Here is an 18046-nt window from a genome sequence, read left to right as displayed (position 1 = left end):
CCGGCCCGATCCCGCCCAAACTCGGCAACCTGTCCAACGTCACCGGTCTTGTGCTCGATGGGAACGCCCTGAGCGGCCAAGTCCCCGGAGCGCTCGGCGACCTGTCCACCCTGGAAGAACTGATTCTCAGCAACAATGAGCTAACCGGACCGGTTCCCCCTGAGTTCGGTGGCCTGTCGAGCCTGAAGCAGCTTGTACTCACCAACAATCCCGGTCTGGAAGGGGCCCTTCCGTTGCGCCTTACGGAACTGCGCCGGATCGAAGGTCTCCTGGCCGGGGGCACGGATCTGTGCGCCCCCTCGGACTCCAGGTTTCAGACTTGGCTGAACGGAGTCCACAAACGGCGGCTCTCCCCCTGCTTCGAGGGCGAGCCACCGATGACGTACCTGGCCCAGGCGGTGCAGTCGCGGGAGTTCCCGGTGCCCCTGGTTGCGGGCGAGAAGGCGCTGCTGCGCGTATTCCCGACGGCCGGGCAGGCGATCAGCGAGATCATTCCGGCGATCCGCGCCCGCTTCTACCAGGATGGCCTGGAGACGCATGTGGAGAACATTCCGGGGAAGACCGCTCCGATCCCGACCAAGTTCAACGAGGGGAATCTGTCGAAATCCGCCAACGCCGAGATTCCCGCGGCAGTCATCCAGCCGGGCCTGGAGATGGTGATCGAGGTTGACCCGGAGGGGATGTTGGCTCCTGGGCTGGGCGTGAAGAAGCGGATTCCGGAGGAGGGCCGGCTCGCGGTGGACGTGCGGACGATGCCTCTATTCGACTTGACGCTGATTCCGTTCCTTTGGAGCCAGGATCCCGATTCGTCCATCGTGGACTTGGTCGAGGCCATGGCCGAGGACGCCGAGGGCCACGAAATGCTCTGGCACACGCGGACTCTGCTGCCGATCGGCGAACTGGAGGTGACCGCCCATGAACCGGTGTTGAGCACCAGCAACAACGCGTTCGACCTGCGCTCCAACGCGCAGGCCATCCGGGCCATGGAGGGCGGAACGGGCTACTACACGGGCTTGATGCCACCGCCCGTCACCGGCGCGGCGGGAGTCGGGTTCATTGGCGACTGGGTGAGTTTCTCGGTTCCCAACGCCACCACCATCGCACACGAACTCGGCCATAACCTGAGTCTTTACCACGCGCCGTGCGGGGGCGCCGGCGAGCCGGACCCATCGTATCCCCAGACCGACGGGTCCATCGGCGCCTGGGTATACGACTTCCGTGAGGGCGGCCAACTGGTGCAGCCGACGAGACCCGATCTAATGACCTATTGTGGTCCCTATTGGATCAGCGACTACCATTTCACCAACGCGCTCCGGTTCCGCTTGCACACTGCCGCCGGCGTCGGACAGTCGTCCCTGATCGCTGCCGCGGGCAAATCCCTCCTGCTGTGGGGCGGGGTTGATGCCGTGGGGGCACCGTTCCTGGAACCGGCGTTCATAGTTCAGGCTCTGGCCTCACTGCCCCGCTCCACCGGCGAGTACGAGATCGTCGGACGAACCGCTGACGGGGAAGAGCTGTTCTCGTTGCATTTCCAGATGCCGGCGGCGGCCGACGGCGACGGGAGATCCTCCTTCGCTTTCGTCCTGCCCGTTCAGCCCGAATGGGCCGACCAGTTGGTCAGCGTCACGCTGGCCGGACCCGGCGGCGTGGTCACACTGGATCAGCACACCGACAGCCCCGTCACCATCCTGCGCAATCCGCGGACCGGGCAGATCCGCGCCATCCTGCGCGGCGCGGAGGCCGCCCTCCCAAACCTGGACTCCACCGTGTCGGCGCTGTCGTTGGACCCGGGGTTGGAGAGGATGACCAGCCGCGGGATCCCGGACCCGGAAGATTGGACGCAATAGCAGAAGCATATCGCCCAACCATAGGACAACCTCTGCAGATTGACGTTCGTTAACTGAATTACGGGCGTCCTCCGGGAAGTAGGGGGAACTGACGGGGTTTCGCCGTTGCTCTCGAGGTCCGTGGATCAGCCGTGGTCTGCCCGGGAGGGTGAATCAGCGACGGTCTGGGGGAAAGGCCGCAAAGTGCCAGCCTGCAACGTTTGTGACGACACCACCGCTCGTGCTAAGGAGGCACAATCCGCTGACGTTGATCCGCATATTGGAAGACTCCGAACGCCAGTCGACGCCGCCGCAGGCGAATCGACCCTCAATTCCGTTCAAAGTCCCGTCACATCCGATGTCTGAATCGCATTTGCCTTGCCGACGTATTTTGTCCCCTTTGGCGACCGCTCGAATGTCGCCGCTGACTTCGACAATCAAGATGTATCTCTCACTTGTGCCGTCTTGTGCTCGCACCGCGATCGCAATGGTGTTCTCCCCCGCCGTGAGTCTCGACACCGAATTGCCATCTACCTGCAACGCCGTGCCGGCTGCGGCGGTACCGTTTACCGTGACGGACCCGGTGTTGGGTCTCGGGGTGGGCGTCACCGTCAAGACATTGCCGACGATCCTCGTACGATATCTCCTCGTATCGGCGTCGAAGGCCGGGCTCAGCTCGCCGGAACCAATTTCCAGAGCGGCAAGAGTCGTGTCGTTTGAGAGCGTGGCTTCCACCACCAAGGTGTAGTTCTCGCTGGTCCCATCTTCCGCCTGCACGGCAACGGCAATCGTGTTCTCCCCCGCCGTGAGGCCGGACACCACATTCCCATCCACCTGCAACGCCGTGCTGTCTGCGGCGGTACCGCTTACCGTGACGGACCCGGTGTTGGGTCCCGGGGTGGGCGTCACCGCCAGGGCATTGCCGACGATCTTCGTACGATACCTCCTCGTATCGGGGTCGAAAGCCGGGCTCAACGCGCCGGAACCAATTGCCAGAGCAGCAAGGGTGGTGTCGTCTGAGGGTGACTCCGGGCGCGTTATCAGGAACTCATAGACGTGGGCAGGCGTGCCGGCGAACTTGCGGTAACCCAGACGGAGCTTGTTCTCACCCGGTTGCAGGCGGAACGTCACCATGTTGTTCCGGGACAAATCGAATCGGCCCCGCTGGAATGTCAATGTCTTGAACTGACCGGCGGTCCCGTTGAAATCTACGACGCCGAACTCCCCCATGTGCGGCACGCCGATTATCAGCGTCACACCGTCCACCCCGTATGGCATGCGAACCGTATAGGACTGGGTCTTTCTGTCAAACGCCGGTTCGAACTCGACGGTGGGTTCGGTTAGGGGAAGGCTCTTTTCCCCACTTACGATGGAGTCGAGGTTCACCCAACCAGCATGCATCGTGACGGACTGTAGTTGCAGCGCCCCGAGAGGCGCTACGGCAAACGTGAGCCCAACAAACGACGAGACGAGCAAAGCCTTCACCCTTCACCTCCAAATTCCGGCCACAGTCGACAACATCCTGCAACGCCTCCACCAATACCCGACGCTACAGCATAGAATCGATCACAATATCCAATCCCGCATTGTATGGCAGGATGGGGCTGGATTTCCCGATACTTCCTGACCGGCTCAGTCCCAAATGAGTCAGGACGCTCCCGGAATACAGTCGGGCGTTGAAGCCTCAACATTTAACCCCCAAAGGTTCAGCGGATTGGCCCTGGAGATGGACGCCGACAACCCCATCTTCACGACTTTCCCTGTACGGAACTCAAGTCGGTTGTGGAGAGATTAATAGGCTGACGTCCAGCTCATGGCCAGGGTCCAATAAGATCCACTCTCATCCCGACGGCCCAGGCGTAGGCCCGACGGGTCTCGGGGTTCGAGATCCTGGCCGGGAAGAACTCGTCGGCCGCAAAGCAGGCGACACGGGCGGCGCGCTCAAGCACCGGAGGGAACGCCGGCGAGGCGGCAGGTCCGGGTGGTGGTGGACCGGCCGTCGAGAGCCTCCTCGACGCCGTGGCGGCGCCGGAGCCGGCGGGGGACTACGCACAGGGCGCGGTTTCTCCGGCCAGCCGGAACGGATGACGGACCGGGGGGACCTATCCCCCCCAGACCCTCCAGTGGCGCCAGAACCCCTGGCGGCTCACCTTGCCGCCAGCGAACCTGGCGCTCCTGTTCGTCGCGCGTCCCATGAGAATGGGACCCTCGCGCGGTGTCCCCGGGCTTCCCGCCGGGAGTGAGACGTTGGCCCGTTTCCGGAAGTCCTGGCCAAACGGACCCGGTCGGCTGCGAATGTGCGCCCCCAATTCCCGGAGCGCGCAAGCTCTTGAAACCTGGGAGTCGAGGCGAGAAACTCGCCCATGGAGTCCACGGACCTCCAATAGGGTCGAATGGAATCCCGTTTACAACGTGGGATGCAATGAGGGAATCACATCGGGAGAGTAGACCATAACCATATTATTATCAGATACTTACGAGAGCACCTTCGTGTAGGGGGACGCAGTCCCCCCTTTACACATCCCCCTCCACACTTCCCCCTCCCAAAAAGCAATCCGAAATCCCCCCTCCGTGAGGAGCGAAAGACTGCCTGTTATAATCCCCGACTCCCATGCGGCGACTCGTGCTCACATTGCGGATGATCAAGTTCGAGCACACCGTCTTCGCCCTGCCCTTCGCCTTTCTGGGAGCTCTTCTGGCCCGGCGGGGCCTCCCCGCCGGAGAAACCTGCATCTGGATCGTGGGAGCGATGGTGGGCGCGAGAAGCGCGGCCATGGCCTTCAATCGACTGGTGGACCGGCGCCAGGACCGGCTCAATCCCCGGACCGCGGGACGCGAGCTTCCGCGGGGACTGCTGAATCCCGGTTTCGTCATCGGCTTCATTCTGGCGTCCGCGGGGCTCTTCTTCTTCTCGGCCTGGAGCTTGAATCCGCTGGCCCTGCTGCTTTCGCCGGCGGCCCTGGCCATCGTCCTGCTCTACAGCTATACGAAGAGGTTCACCTCGCTGTCCCACCTGTTCCTGGGCCTTTCCCTGGCCATCGCGCCGGTCGGAGGCTGGGTGGCCGTGCGGGGAGAGCTCTCCTTGGACCCGTTCTACCTGGCGGCGGGCGTTCTGCTCTGGGTGGCCGGTTTCGACATCATCTATTCCTGCCAGGACGAGGAATTCGACCGCCGAATGGGCCTTTACTCGATCCCGGGCCGCCTGGGTGTGGCCGCGGCCCTGAAGGTCTCGGCGCTGCTGCACGCCGCGATGGTGGCCGTCCTGGGCTACGCGTTTTACGCCTCCGATCTGGGCCTGTTGAGCTGGGCCGGCCTCGTACTGGTGACGGCCGCCCTGATCTACGAACATCGAATCGTCAGTCCATCCGACCTGAGCCGGATCAACGCCGCGTTTTTCACGGTCAACGGCGTTATCAGTCTAGGGCTGCTTCTGTTCGTAGGTCTGGATCTATGGCTGTTCCGGTAGGCGAATCTCCGACCCTGTCGCTGGACCTCTCCACTCGGAACCGGCCGGGAGAAACTTCTCTCCCGCCGGACGGGCGGGAGCCTGTGGTCCGCATGGTGGACCTCATCGTCTTCGACGCCATCGGCAAGAGAGCCAGCGACATCCATCTGGAGACCTACGACGGGGAGTTCCGCATCCGCTACCGGATCGACGGGGTCCTCTATCCGGTCGCCTCCCCTCCGCTGGCCCTTCGAGATGCCCTGATCTCCCGAGTCAAGATTCTGGGCGACCTCGACATCGGCGAACGGCGGCTTCCCCAGGACGGCCGAATCCGGATGAAGGCGCCGCAGGCCGGAGAGGACCAGGAGATCGATCTCCGCGTCTCCTCGCTCCCCACCATATTCGGAGAAAAGCTGGTGTTGAGGATCCTGGACCGGGAGCGCCTCCCGCGCAAGCTGTCGGACCTGGGGATGGAGGAGGACTCCCTCGACCGGATGAGGCGGGCCCTGCGGAGATCCCATGGAATCGTTTTGGCGACCGGCCCCACCGGCAGCGGGAAGACCAGCACCCTCTACACCTGCTTGTCCCGGCTCAACGAGCCCGGATTGAACATCAACACCGTGGAGGACCCGGTGGAGTTCAACCTCTCGGGAATCAACCAGGTCCAGACCAAGGACTCGGTGGGTCTGGGATTCGCCACGGCGCTCAGGGCGCTGCTCCGCCAAGACCCGGACATCCTCATGGTGGGGGAGATCCGCGACCGGGAAACCGCGGCGATCGCCATTCGGGCCGCCATCACCGGACACCTGGTGTTGAGCACCCTGCATACGAACGACGCCGCGTCGACGCCGGGCCGGCTGCTGGACATGGGGATTCCTCCGTTTCTCATCGCCAATTCGGTGAACCTGGTGTGCGCCCAACGGCTGGTGAGGAAGCTGTGCGGAGAATGCAAGGAGCCGGACCGGTCCCCGGCACCTGTCCCGGAACCGGCCGCAACCGGGCCGGAACCGATCCTCGAGATCTCCCGCTTCGACGCCCGGGGTTGTCCCGCCTGTCACGGCACCGGCTACCGAGGGCGGATCGGACTCTTCGAGACCATGGAGGTAACGGAAACCATCCAGCAACTGATCCTGCGGAGAGCCGACGCCACCAGGATCCGGAAACAGGCGGTCAGCGAGGGGATGATCACCCTGCGCGACAGCGGACTGGAGAAGGTCCGCGCCGGCGTCAGCACCCTGGAGGAGGTGCTCAAGGCGACGCACCTCGCTTGAGCGGCGGAACATGCGGATTGACCGGACGCGTCCCACAGGACAGATCCTGAACCTCTTGCGATTGGCCCACGACTCCGGCGCCAGCGACCTGCATCTCATTCCCGATTCCGTACCCTGCCTGCGCGTCCATGGCCGGCTGGTGGCCGCGAACCACCTCCAACCGAACCTGGAAGAGACACGGAATCTGGCCTACGGCATCATGTCGGACCGGCAAAAGTCCCGGTTCGAACGTCTCCGGGAGATCGACTTCAGCTTCGAGGTGGAAGGGCTGTCCCGATTCCGCGCCAACGTCTTCACCCGCCGGGGCAAGACGGCGGCAGTCGTGCGGCTCATCCCGCTTCAGGTCATACCACTGGAGGAACTGGGCCTGCCCGCCGTGGTGGAGCGTCTGGCCGGCCGGCCCCACGGCCTGATTCTGGTGGCCGGCTCCTCCGGCAGCGGCAAGTCGACCACGCTGGCGGCCCTCATCGACCGGATCAATCGAACCCGGGCCAAACACATCATCACCATCGAAGATCCCATTGAATTCGTGCACCACAACCAGATGAGCGTCGTCAGCCAGAGGGAGGTTCCGGGGGACTCCCCCTCCTTCGCGTCCGCGCTCCGCATGGCCCTGCGGCAGGACCCCGACGTGGTCCTGGTGGGGGAGATGAGGGACACCGAGACCATCGAGACCACCCTCCGGCTGGCCGAAACGGGGCACCTGACCCTCTCGACCCTTCACACCCGAACGGCGCCCGACACCATCGGGAGAATCCTGGACATGTTTCCGGCCGATCAGCAGGGCCGGATCCAGTCCCTCCTCTCCTCGGTCCTGGAGGGAATCGTCTGCCAGACCTTGATCCGGTCCCGCGACGGGCAAGGGCGAGTCGCTGCCGCGGAGGTCCTGATTCCCAACCCGGCCATCCGGAACCTGATCCGCGAGCACAAGCTCCACCAGATCCGCTCGGCCATGCAGACGGGACAGTCCGGAAGCGGGATGCGCACCCTGAATCAGAGTCTGGCCGAGCTGGCCCGGGCGGGCCGGATCTCCTACGAGGCCTGCCTGGAAGTCTCCCCCGACACCGCCGATCTAACGCGGTGCCTGGGGCGGCGGTTTCCCAACCGCCGGACTCCCGGGTAGCAATGCGGCGACGCAGGAACGGGCGATTGGGAAATCGCCCCACCTCGCGCCGGGGCGGCGGTTTCCCAACCGCCGATTCCCGAGTAAACGCAGGCCTCCTTGATGAGCATGGATCAACGGGCGTGGTTCACCGCGCGTACTGCATAACGGCACGCAGAGTCCGCCGGTTGTCCATTGCGGGAACAGCCCAAACCTCCGACGGTGCGATTCGACGGCAGTGGTCAACAAGGTTTGGAAACACTCGTTCCCATCCGCTTACGAAATTGGTCGCGGATGTCCGCAGCAACCTCAAGCACTTCCACCGGCGCGCGAACTACCTCCCCGGCCTGCTGACGGAGAGCAACGACGAGAGGCGCCAAGGCCTCGGATTTCGCCTCGTCGGCCGTCATTATCTCGACAAGCTCATGCACCGGCGCGCCGGTCGCGATCAAGGTTGCCACAACGCGCAGCATTGCTTGCATTGCGTCTTCGTTGCGTGGGGTGAATGCTGCATATGCGGAGTTGAAAGCCTCCATGGCAAATCGACGCCTTTTCTGGACGAATCCCGCCACAGCACGTACGCACATTGCATGCAACTTGAACCAACTTATGCCGTCTCCGTCCAAAGCACCAAATTCCCGTTCGAGTTCTTCGCAATCCTGGAGAGCTTCTTCTGCACGACCGGCCTCGGCCAAACGCATAGCCCTGCGACTCAGCGCCACGGCGACGTGGGTCCGGATGCCCGGCGGTCCGTCATCGAAACGGTCGAGCACCTCGCCGTACGCGTCAATTTCTCCCCCACGATCACCCAGTCTCCCCAGGCTGCCTCCTTTGCTGATCAAAGCAGCGGCCGCCGATCTCCGTAGTTCAGCCTCATCACCGTGGGCGAAACGCTCGATGACCTGGTCATACACAGCAATCGAATCCGCAAGATTGCCGCACCGCGCGAATGCATTTCCTTTTCTTAGCGATACCCCAGCGAACAGTACTCGAACTTCATGACCACCAAGGTCCCCGAGTCGTTCGACTGCTTCATCGTAGGCTGCGACCGCCGCCTCGAAATCGCCGAGTTTTTCGTGAGCGGATCCTTTCTCGATCAATGCCGTAGCGACGACCTCTTGAAATGGTGGCCGGTCAATGTTGCCAAAGCGCCGCATCACATCATCACAGGTTGCGATTGCCGCCCGGTATTCGCCGATTTCAAAGCGTGCACTTGCCCCGAGGACCAAACTTTCGGCGAGTCGCGCCGATTGCGTATCGTTACCGCTGCCGCCAAATCGGTCGGCCATTTCCGTGCAAACGGCAATCACGCCACGATAATCCGCCAAGTGGTAAAGCGCGTAGGCCTTCATATGCAACAGGTAATCGATGATCTGTTCCGGAGAACGATCCGCACCCGTCTCCAGCGAGGCGGCAAACTCGTCGGCGATTTCGACGACCCTCTCGAATGACTCCTCCGTGAATGCCGTATTGATCTCTTTCTCGAGATTCCATTCGGCCATGCTCCAATAACGCTCTTTAGCTTGGTCCGATACCATTTGAATGGCATCCCATTTCATTCCGGAGGCACCATCCTCACTGGGAGGCCGGTTCGAGAGCGCCCGCGCGAATCCTTTGCGAAAAACTACCGACTCGGCCACCTCCGAAACGAGACGATCGGACATTTCGTACAGTTCGCCGGTCCCGTAGAACGCCACCATGAAACGAACCAGGTCCCGTACGATGACAATGTCGCCGCGCTCGCGCCGCAACTTGAAGTAAATGCTGTAGAGACGCTCTGCCGCGGCGTACCGGAGCTTCCTGCCGCGGCCTTCCCGGGTCACTACGCCCCGATTGACCAATCGCCCGAGCAAGGCCGATACGGTACGGATGTCCATTCGAGCCCTCGCTGCGATCTCGCTGGCGCTCGACGGTCTCCAGAGATCGAGCACCGCCAGATAGACGCGGCGTTCGGTTTTCGCCAAGGCGATCAGGTGGCCACGGAAATACTCGGTATGGTCGTCGATCAGCGTAACCAGCTCTTCCATGAGCTGACGGAGAGAGCGATGTCGACCGAATCCGGCTACGATCACCAGCAGACGGGGACTACCTCCGGTCAGAATCTCAAGTGGCCGGATCTCCCGGCCGCTCACAGTGTCGCCGCTGACGAGCTGCCACAAGCGACGGCATTCCTCGGTCTGCAGCGGTTCGAGACCAACGATCCTGAAAAGCTCGAAGAATGGATGGCTTGCATCGTCCAGACCCCGAAAACGACTGGTGGCGGAACCCAACAGCATGATTTGGGGCTCGGACTGCAGAACCTCTCGAAGCATCCACCCAAAATCGCGGTCCACATCCTGAGTCAGCGACTGCAGGTTCTCGACCATGAGAACGAGCTTCCGGTCGAGCCGGTCTGCCGCTTCCAGAACCGCGGCCCGGGCAGACTCCCTTAACATCCCCTCACGCCAGCGGCCGGTCAGCACCGCGTGGGTTCGGCGCAGTTGCCGCGCGAGTTCGGAATGACTCGGGGAGACCTCCCTCGCCAAGTGGAACAGCGTCTCCAGCCAGAAATCAGTCATATCGAAGATCTCCTGGCTTTCTTCCATGAATCGAACCGGAAACAGCCGATTGGAAAGCGCTTCATTCGTCCGAATCTCGGCGGCGGTACGAGCCAGAAGCATGGTTTTTCCACGGCCGCGCGGGGCAATGACAAGCACGTGTTGGCACGACGGTGACTCGATGTTTCCGCGAAGGGTCTCAAGCACCGTACCGAGTTCGCGGTTACGGACGACGAATTGCTCAATGACCTCCTCGTCGGATTGAAACGTCCCCGGATTGAATTTTCGGATCGTCCGTTCAGTTGTATTCACCGCGCTTCCCCCGATGATCTGTCTTTTCGCCGGCGGCTTGCGAGGGGAGAGTGATGATCGCGGAAACGAGCGGCCCACCAGTCCCTCAGCAAGTGGGACGGAAAGCGAAAACCATCCTCGCCGGTTTCGAGATAGCCGTCGTGCGTCAAGACTTCGAGCACATCTGCAATACGCCCCCGTGCATCAGCGACCACCACGGAATAAATGTGCGTGAGTTGTCTCCGCGCAGCTTGCGAAAACCTCCGCTGCGTCGACGCCTCGGCGAGAATCTCCATGGCGATGGAGTAGCTCGGGTCGTCCAGCCCGTCCTTGAGGCGTGTCTCGTAGTGCACGAGGTCGTTCTGCCCCGAAGGGCCGAGAAGGTCCGCGCGATAGACCTCGCTGACGTCTTCTCCGGTTAAAAACTCCCGTCCACGGATTGTGGCGAAATCCCTGAGGCGCGCGAAGAAGGACTGGACGTGGTGGGGAATCCCGATGCCGAGCGCCTCGTATACGGCACCTGGCACACCCTCGTCGAATCGCAATCCAGAACTTTCTGCAAGGCGCCGGAAACATGCGGCACTGGTTTCACGGTCCCACGGGCCTAGACGAATGGGATCGAGATGGTTGATGCGATCAGGGATACCAAGCCTCGTTACGAGTGGACCGAGACCGATACTGCCGGACACGATGACGACCAGGGATCCGGCCTCGACTCTTTGAAGCTCGGCGCGCAGCCAACTGAGGAACTCATCGACCTGTCGCGGCCCGTCTTCATGCCGAAGCATGCGTTTGAGAAAGATTGGCAGTTCGTCAATGACAAGAAGCACCGGCTTGTCGTGGGAGGCGCATGCTTGAAGCAATTCTCCTCCATGGCGCCGCCAACTTCCGACGTTCAGTCCGGCACGGATCTTTAGGCCAAAATCCAGGGCGCTGATCTCTTCCAGCCTCTCGGTCAACCAGCGTTTCATCGTCGTGGCGAAACGTGACGAAATTGCGCGAACCGGATGCACCGCCCGTGCAATATCGGCGATCGCGTCCTCCGGACAGGTTGCTCCCTCGACATCGGTGAAAAGGAAGATCCACCCTTCGGCTTCGAGCCGCCGACCCAGTTCTCTGGCAATGCTGGTCTTTCCCATGCGCCGTTGTCCCGTCAGCAACACATGGTTACCGTCGCGGACTCGGGCTTTCAGTACCCGCAACTCGGATTCGCGATCAAAGAAATCGTCCCCGCTCACCCAGCGGCCCGTCGACAACCTCATTCCTTAGTCCTCATTTCGTGTACCCATTAGAACAATCAACAGTTTTGTTGTCAACAATATTGTTGCAACAGGTCAGATGGACCGGGAAGTCCCCTCCCACCCCTCCTGTTCGTTGTTTTCCGGTCCGCAATCGTTACCAGTATCAGTGGCTACTACAGACGGGCGGGAGTTTCGTCCCCGCCGCATTGCTCAGGCTCGAATCGGAAGGATCTCGACCCGGCAGTTGGCTCTTTTCACGCGGCAACTGTCGGTGATGCTGGGGGCGGGCGTCTCGCTGGTGACGGCCTTGCAGAATCTGGCCCAGCAGGAGGAGAACCGCGCCCTGGGCTCCACCCTGCGCCAGGTCCGTTACGACGTGGAATCGGGTTCCACCCTTGCTGCGGCGCTGGAGCGCCATTCCCGTGTCTTCGATCCCCTTTTCGTCAACATGGTCCGGGCGGGCGAAACGGGGGGATTCCTGGACACCGTGTTCGAGCGCCTCACCCTCTTCCTGGAAAAACGGCTTCAGTGGCGCAAGGCGGTGCTCTCGGCCTCGCTCTATCCGGCGGTCGTCATCGTGACTTCGTTCCTGGTTCTGGGCGTCATCCTGGTCTGGGTGATTCCGGTTTTCGCGTCCCTCTTCGCCAACCTGGACGTCCCCCTCCCTTTGCCGACGCGGATGGTCATGGGAGCCAGCGGGTTCCTGAGCCGGTGGGGACTGCTCCTGAGCCTGGGGGCGGGGATGGGGGCCATAGCGGGTGGACTCTACTTTCGGACGGCCAAGGGGCGGATGTGGATGGATCGCATCATTCTGGCGGCGCCGCTGTTGGGTCCGGTGACCACCCAACTCCTGACGGCCAATTTCGCACGGACCCTATCCACGCTCCTCTCCAGCGGAGTCCCCATCCTGGAAGCCATGGACCTGACGGCCCGGGCTCTGGGAAACGGGCGATTTCAGCAGACGGTGCTGGCGCTCCGGAGTGAGGTCGAGTCGGGGAGCGCCCTGGCGGAACCATTCCGGCACAGCGGCCTCTTTCCCCAAATGGCGTCGGAGATCATTCGGATCGGCGAGCTGACGGGCACACTGGACGACATGCTCCTGAAGCTGGCGGTCTACTACGAGGAGGAAGCGGACACCAGCATCAACCGGTTTCTGGCCCTGCTGGAACCCATGATGATGTTGGTCCTGGGCATCGTCGTCGGCGGCATGGTGCTGTCCATGTACATGCCCATTTTCAGTTTGATGGGAAGATTGTCCCAGATGTAGGGGAGCTTTCCTCTTTCCTCATTTTCTCTCATGGATACGCGGGCGGCGACGTTTCATACTATGCAAGGATGAAACAGCCAGCGAGGATGAAATAAAGATGTTCCGACGAACCAGCGTCTTTCCGGTTTCCGACTGCGGAGACCGGATCCGAAAGGAGTCCGGCAGCTTCGGCTCGATGCCCTCTCACTCCCCCAAGGACGGAGCTGCCGGATTCTCTCTGATCGAATTGATGATCGTGGTGGCCGTCATCGGGATCATCTCCATTTTGGCGGTTCCCAATTTCATGCGTTCCCGCCTCTTCGCCAACGAGACCTCGGCCATCGCCTCCCTCCGGGTCATCGTCACCAGCGAGATCACCTATGCGTCCACCGTGGGGAACGGATCCTTCGGGAGCACGGAAGAACTCGTGGCGCAGGGGCTCATCGATGCGGCGCTGGGATCCGGCACCAAGGACGGCTACAACCTGACCCTGACGCCGGACGGCTCCAGCGGGTTTACGGTCACTGCCGTTCCCGTCACGGCGGGCACCACCGGACAGCGGGGATTTTTCGCCGATCAGACTGGAGTGATCCGCTACAGCGCCGACGGATCAACGCCGACGCAGGCCAGTCCCGTATTAGGCACCGAGGCCGAGTCGGGCGAAGGACCCACCGAAGAGTAGAGAAGGAGCGGCGGTTTTCCTACCGCCGAAGGACCGGCGACTTTCCTGTCGCCGGGGGAGTGGCGACATTCCTGTCGCCAGTAGAAACGGCGACTTTCCTGTCGCCAATAGGGGAGGTCAGGCGGCACGGCAGTCCCCCCTCTACACTTCTCCCCTGCCGACTCGCACAATAACAATGAAGACCGGGCGACAGGAATGTCGCCCCTCCTAGCTCCGCCTGGATGACGTGCCGGCTCCCGACAAGAGGGCGGCCGCGGCTTCCCACTCCGGGTTGCGCACGACTTTCTCGGGGGCGGGAACGAGCTCCAACTCCTCCACCGGAGATTCTTCCACCTCCTGAACGGGCCGCTCCACCTCGATGGTGCGGTAGTAGTCCATGCCGGTTCCGGCCGGGATCAGCCGCCCCATGATCACGTTCTCCTTGAGTCCCCTCAAGTAGTCGATCTTGCCCCGGATGGAGGCCTCGGTCAGCACCCGGGTGGTTTCCTGGAACGACGCGGCGGAGATGAAGGAATCGGTGCTCAGAGACGCCTTCGTGATTCCCAGCAGCAGAGGCCGGCCCGTCGCCGGAGTGCCTTCCTCCTTGATGGACCGCTTATTCTCCTCCTGGAAACGGAACCGGTCCACCTGCTCCTCCAGGAGAAACTCGGTGTCTCCCACGTTCACGACCTTGATCCACCGCATCATCTGGCGAACGATGACCTCGATGTGCTTGTCGTTGATGTTGACGCCCTGGAGGCGGTAGACCTCCTGGACCTCGTTCACCAGGTAGCTCTGCATCTCCTTTTCGCCCAGCACCTTCAAGATGTCGTGAGAATTGCGGGGACCATCCATCAGGGCCTCGCCCGCCTTGACGAACTCGCCCTCCTGGACGTTGATATGGACGCCCCGGGGGAGCAGGTACTCGGCCCGGGTCTTGGCCGACTCGTTCTCGACCACGATCTTTCTCTGGCCGCGGGTGAAACCAGCGTAGTGAACGACGCCGTCGATCTCGGTGATGACCGCCGTCTCCTTCGGCTTCCGGGCCTCGAAGAGTTCCACGACCCGGGGCAGGCCGCCGGTGATGTCCTTGGTCTTGGTGGTCTCCCTGGGGATCTTGGCCAGGATTCCTCCCGGAAAGATCTCATCGCCCTGGTCCACCATGAGGTGGGCCTTGGAGGGGACCAGATACGATTTGACGACCTTGCCCGCCTCGTCCTTGATCTGGATCTGGGGCTGGCGCTTTTCGTCGACGGCCTCGGTGATGACTTTCCGGGCCAGGCCGGTGACCTCGTCCAGTTCCTCCTTCATGGTGACCCCTTCGATGATCTCGCGGAAGGCCACCGTTCCCCCGAATTCGGAAAGGATGGAGAAGGTGAACGGGTCCCACTCCACCAGCTTCTGGCCGGCCTCGATCTTCTGGCCGTCCTTGATCATGAGCCGGGCTCCGTAGACGACCGGGTAGCGTTCCTTCTCCCGGCCTCTGTTGTCCTGGACGATGAGGCTCCCGGTCCGGTTCATGGCCACCAGGAAACCCTCTTTGTCGGTCACGGTCTGGATCTTCAGGAAGTGGACACTGCCGTCGTTCCTGGCCTCCAGGGTGGACTGCTCCTCGATCCGGGTCGCCGCCCCACCGATGTGGAAGGTCCTCATGGTGAGCTGCGTTCCCGGCTCCCCGATGGACTGGGCGGCCAGGACGCCCACGGCCTCGCCCAGGTCCACCATCTTACCGGTGGCCAGGTTGCGGCCGTAGCACATGCGGCAGAGTCCGCGCTTGGACTTGCAGGTCAGGCCGGATCGAATCATGACCTGTTCGATACCGGCAGCCTGGATCAGGGCCGCCATGTTCTCGTCGACGGGCTCGTTGACGTTGACCAGGGTTTCACCGGTGAAGGGGTCCACCACCTTGTCCAGGGCGACCCGGCCCACGATCCGGTCGCGCAGCGGCTCGATGATCTCGCCACCCTCCACCAGGGCCGTGACGAGGATGCCGTCCACGGTGTTGCAGTCTTCCTCGGTAATGATCACGTCCTGCGCCACGTCCACCAGGCGCCGGGTCAGGTAACCCGAGTCGGCTGTCTTCAACGCCGTGTCGGCCAGACCCTTTCGCGCCCCGTGGGTGGAGATGAAGTACTGGAGCACGGTCAGGCCTTCCCGGAAATTGGAGGTGATGGGGGTCTCGATGATCTCTCCCGAGGGTTTGGCCATGAGTCCCCGCATGCCGGCCAACTGGCGAATCTGCTGCTTGCTGCCCCGAGCTCCCGAGTCGGCCATGATGTAGACGGAATTCATCTCCCCGCCCTTGCCGACGGCGGACATGGACTCGAACATCTCGTCCGCCACCTTCTCGGTCACGTCCGACCAGATGGCGACGACCTTGTTGTAGCGCTCGCCGTTGGTGATGACGCCGTCCAGGTACTGTTGCTCCACCTCGATCACGTCCTGGCGGGCCGCCTCGACCATCTCTTCCTTCCGCTCCGGGACCACCAGGTCGTCGATGCCGATGGTGAAGCCGGCCTGGGTCGCATACCGGAATCCCAGGTCCTTCAAATGGTCCACCATCGAGACCGTCTTCTTGTGGCCGAAGTTCAGGTAGCAGTAGTTGACGAGCTGTTGGAGTCCCCGCTGCTTGAGGATGCCGTTGATGAAGGGCATCTCGCCGGGCAAATGGTCATTGAATATGACCCGGCCCACGGTGGTGGAGATGTTCTGGTCGATGACTTCCTGGACATCGGCATGGGTCAGGTTCTGGTCGTCGTACTGGAGGGTGAGGTCCATGAAGTCGCCCGTGTACCGGAGGCGGATGGGGGTCAGGAGCCCGATGTCCTCCGCCTCCAACGCGTGCAGCACCTCTTCCGCATTGGCGAAAAGTCGTTCCTTCGCTTCGGGATTGGGCTGGGAACCGGTCAGGTAGTAGCAGCCCAGCACGATGTCCTGAGACGGGATCGCCAGAGGTTGCCCGTTGGCCGGCGAAAGCAGGTTGTTGGACGACAGCATCAGGACCGAGGCCTCGATCTGCGACTCCTGGGAAAGCGGAATGTGAACCGCCATCTGGTCGCCGTCGAAGTCGGCGTTGAAGGCGGTGCAGACCAGCGGATGAATTCGGATGGCCTTCCCTTCCACCAGCACCGGCTCGAAGGCCTGGATGCCCAGGCGGTGGAGGGTGGGCGCCCGGTTCAGCAGCACCGGATGCTGCTTGATCACGTCCTCGAGAATGTCCCAGACCAGGGCGTTCTGGCTCTCCACCATCTCCTTGGCGCCCTTGATGGTGGTGACGTGCCCCTCTTTCTCCAGCCGGCTGTAGATGAAGGGCTTGAACAGCTCCAGCGCCATGATCTTGGGCAGGCCGCACTGGTGCAGCTTCAACTCCGGGCCCACTACGATGACGGAGCGGCCCGAATAGTCCACCCGCTTGCCCAGCAGGTTCTGTCGAAACCGGCCCTGCTTCCCCTTCAGCGCATCGGAAAGAGACTTGAGCGGCCGGTTCTTGACGCCCCGGAGGACGCGTCCCCGGCGTCCGTTGTCGAAGAGGGCGTCGACCGCCTCCTGGAGCATCCGCTTCTCGTTGCGGATGATCACCTCCGGAGCCCGCAGCTCCATGAGCTTCTTGAGCCGGTTGTTGCGATTGATCACCCGGCGATAGAGGTCGTTCAGATCGGAAGTGGCAAAGCGGCCCCCGTCCAAGGGGACCAGCGGCCGCAACTCGGGCGGCAGCACCGGGATCACGTCCAGGATCATCCATTCCGGCTTGTTCCCCGACTTCCGCAGGGAATCGACGACCTTCAGGCGCTTGGCGTACTTGAGGCGCCTGAGCTGAGAGGTCTCGTTCCTCATCCGGAACCGGAGGTCGATGGCCAGCGTCTCCACGTCGACGCGCCGCAGCAGATTCTTGATGGCCTCGGCTCCCATGCCGGCGTCGAACTTGCCCGGATGGCTAGTCTGCAGCGACCGGTACCGGTCCTCCGTCAGCAGTTCCTTCTCCTTCAACGGGGCCTCGCCCGGGTCGGTCACGACATAGGCCTCGAAGTAGAGGATCCTCTCCAGATCGCGCAGGGTGAGATCCAGCAGATGCCCGATCCGGCTGGGGAGGCCCTTGAAGAACCAGACGTGAGAGCAGGGGCTGGCCAACTCGATGTGCCCCAGGCGCTCCCGGCGCACCTTGGACAGGGTCACTTCCACCCCGCACTTGTCGCAGATCACGCCCCGGTGCTTCATCCGCTTGTATTTGCCGCAGAGGCATTCCCAATCCGTGACCGGACCGAAGATCCGGGCGCAGAACAGGCCGTCCCGCTCCGGCTTGAAGGTCCGGTAGTTGATGGTCTCCGGCTTGGTGACCTCTCCACTGGACCAGGAACGGATCTTCTCCGGCGACGCCAACCCGATGCGGATGGCCTCGAAGCTCTTCATAAGTTCGGTCTTGTCGATC

10 protein-coding genes are annotated in these 18046 nt (G+C 62.4%); 6 read left to right on the top strand and 4 right to left on the bottom strand.

The features are described 5' to 3' along the window. Positions 1-1847 (top strand): hypothetical protein (locus OXT71_02785; protein ID MDE2925304.1); only part of this gene is annotated, 1847 nt, incomplete at its 5' end. Positions 1848-2000: 153 nt separating this feature from the next. Here OXT71_02785 and OXT71_02780 read toward each other — a convergent pair. Then, positions 2001-3311 (bottom strand): cadherin-like beta sandwich domain-containing protein, encoded by a 1311-nt coding sequence (locus OXT71_02780; GenBank protein ID MDE2925303.1) that lies wholly within the window; start codon positions 3309-3311, stop codon positions 2001-2003. 1126 nt (positions 3312-4437) lie between these two features. Between OXT71_02780 and ubiA the strand changes: the two genes are divergently transcribed. The 3 genes from ubiA to OXT71_02765 are packed head-to-tail and all read left to right on the top strand — an operon-like array spanning position 4438 to position 7665. Beyond that, entirely contained in the window at positions 4438-5292 is an 855-nt protein-coding gene (ubiA, locus tag OXT71_02775) for a putative 4-hydroxybenzoate polyprenyltransferase (protein MDE2925302.1), read from the top strand. Further along, entirely contained in the window at positions 5277-6542 is a 1266-nt protein-coding gene (locus tag OXT71_02770; protein ID MDE2925301.1) for a GspE/PulE family protein, read from the top strand. Before ubiA ends, OXT71_02770 begins: the two co-directional genes overlap by 16 nt. Before the next feature lie 10 nt (positions 6543-6552). Further along, complete coding sequence (locus tag OXT71_02765; protein MDE2925300.1) at positions 6553-7665, top strand: type IV pilus twitching motility protein PilT; 1113 nt, start codon at positions 6553-6555, stop codon at positions 7663-7665. Between the two features lie 221 nt (positions 7666-7886). Here OXT71_02765 and OXT71_02760 read toward each other — a convergent pair whose 3' ends face one another. Both OXT71_02760 and OXT71_02755 read right to left on the bottom strand, forming a co-directional pair. Next, entirely contained in the window at positions 7887-10493 is a 2607-nt protein-coding gene (locus OXT71_02760; protein ID MDE2925299.1) for a hypothetical protein, read from the bottom strand. Next, positions 10490-11734 carry an ATP-binding protein gene (locus tag OXT71_02755; protein ID MDE2925298.1) on the bottom strand — a complete coding sequence of 415 codons (1245 nt, stop codon included), beginning with the start codon at positions 11732-11734 and terminating at the stop codon, positions 10490-10492. The genes OXT71_02760 and OXT71_02755 overlap by 4 nt, the downstream gene beginning before the upstream one ends. A gap of 145 nt (positions 11735-11879) precedes the next feature. Between OXT71_02755 and OXT71_02750 the strand changes: the two genes are divergently transcribed. Next, positions 11880-12980 carry a type II secretion system F family protein gene (locus OXT71_02750; GenBank protein ID MDE2925297.1) on the top strand — a complete coding sequence of 367 codons (1101 nt, stop codon included), beginning with the start codon at positions 11880-11882 and terminating at the stop codon, positions 12978-12980. A gap of 97 nt (positions 12981-13077) precedes the next feature. Further along, positions 13078-13641, top strand: a complete 564-nt coding sequence (locus OXT71_02745; protein MDE2925296.1) for a prepilin-type N-terminal cleavage/methylation domain-containing protein — start codon at positions 13078-13080, stop codon at positions 13639-13641. A 207-nt stretch (positions 13642-13848) separates the two neighbouring features. Here the strand turns inward: OXT71_02745 and rpoC are convergent, their stop codons facing one another. Continuing rightward, positions 13849-18027, bottom strand: a complete 4179-nt coding sequence (rpoC, locus tag OXT71_02740) for a DNA-directed RNA polymerase subunit beta' (GenBank protein MDE2925295.1) — start codon at positions 18025-18027, stop codon at positions 13849-13851. Positions 18028-18046: the final 19 nt, after the last annotated feature.

Source organism: Acidobacteriota bacterium (assembly GCA_028874215.1).
Taxonomy (GTDB): domain Bacteria; phylum Acidobacteriota; class UBA6911; order RPQK01; family JAJDTT01; genus JAJDTT01.
The sequence above is the reverse complement of the archived record's forward strand: the minus strand, read 5'-3'. Positions and strand labels throughout refer to the sequence as shown.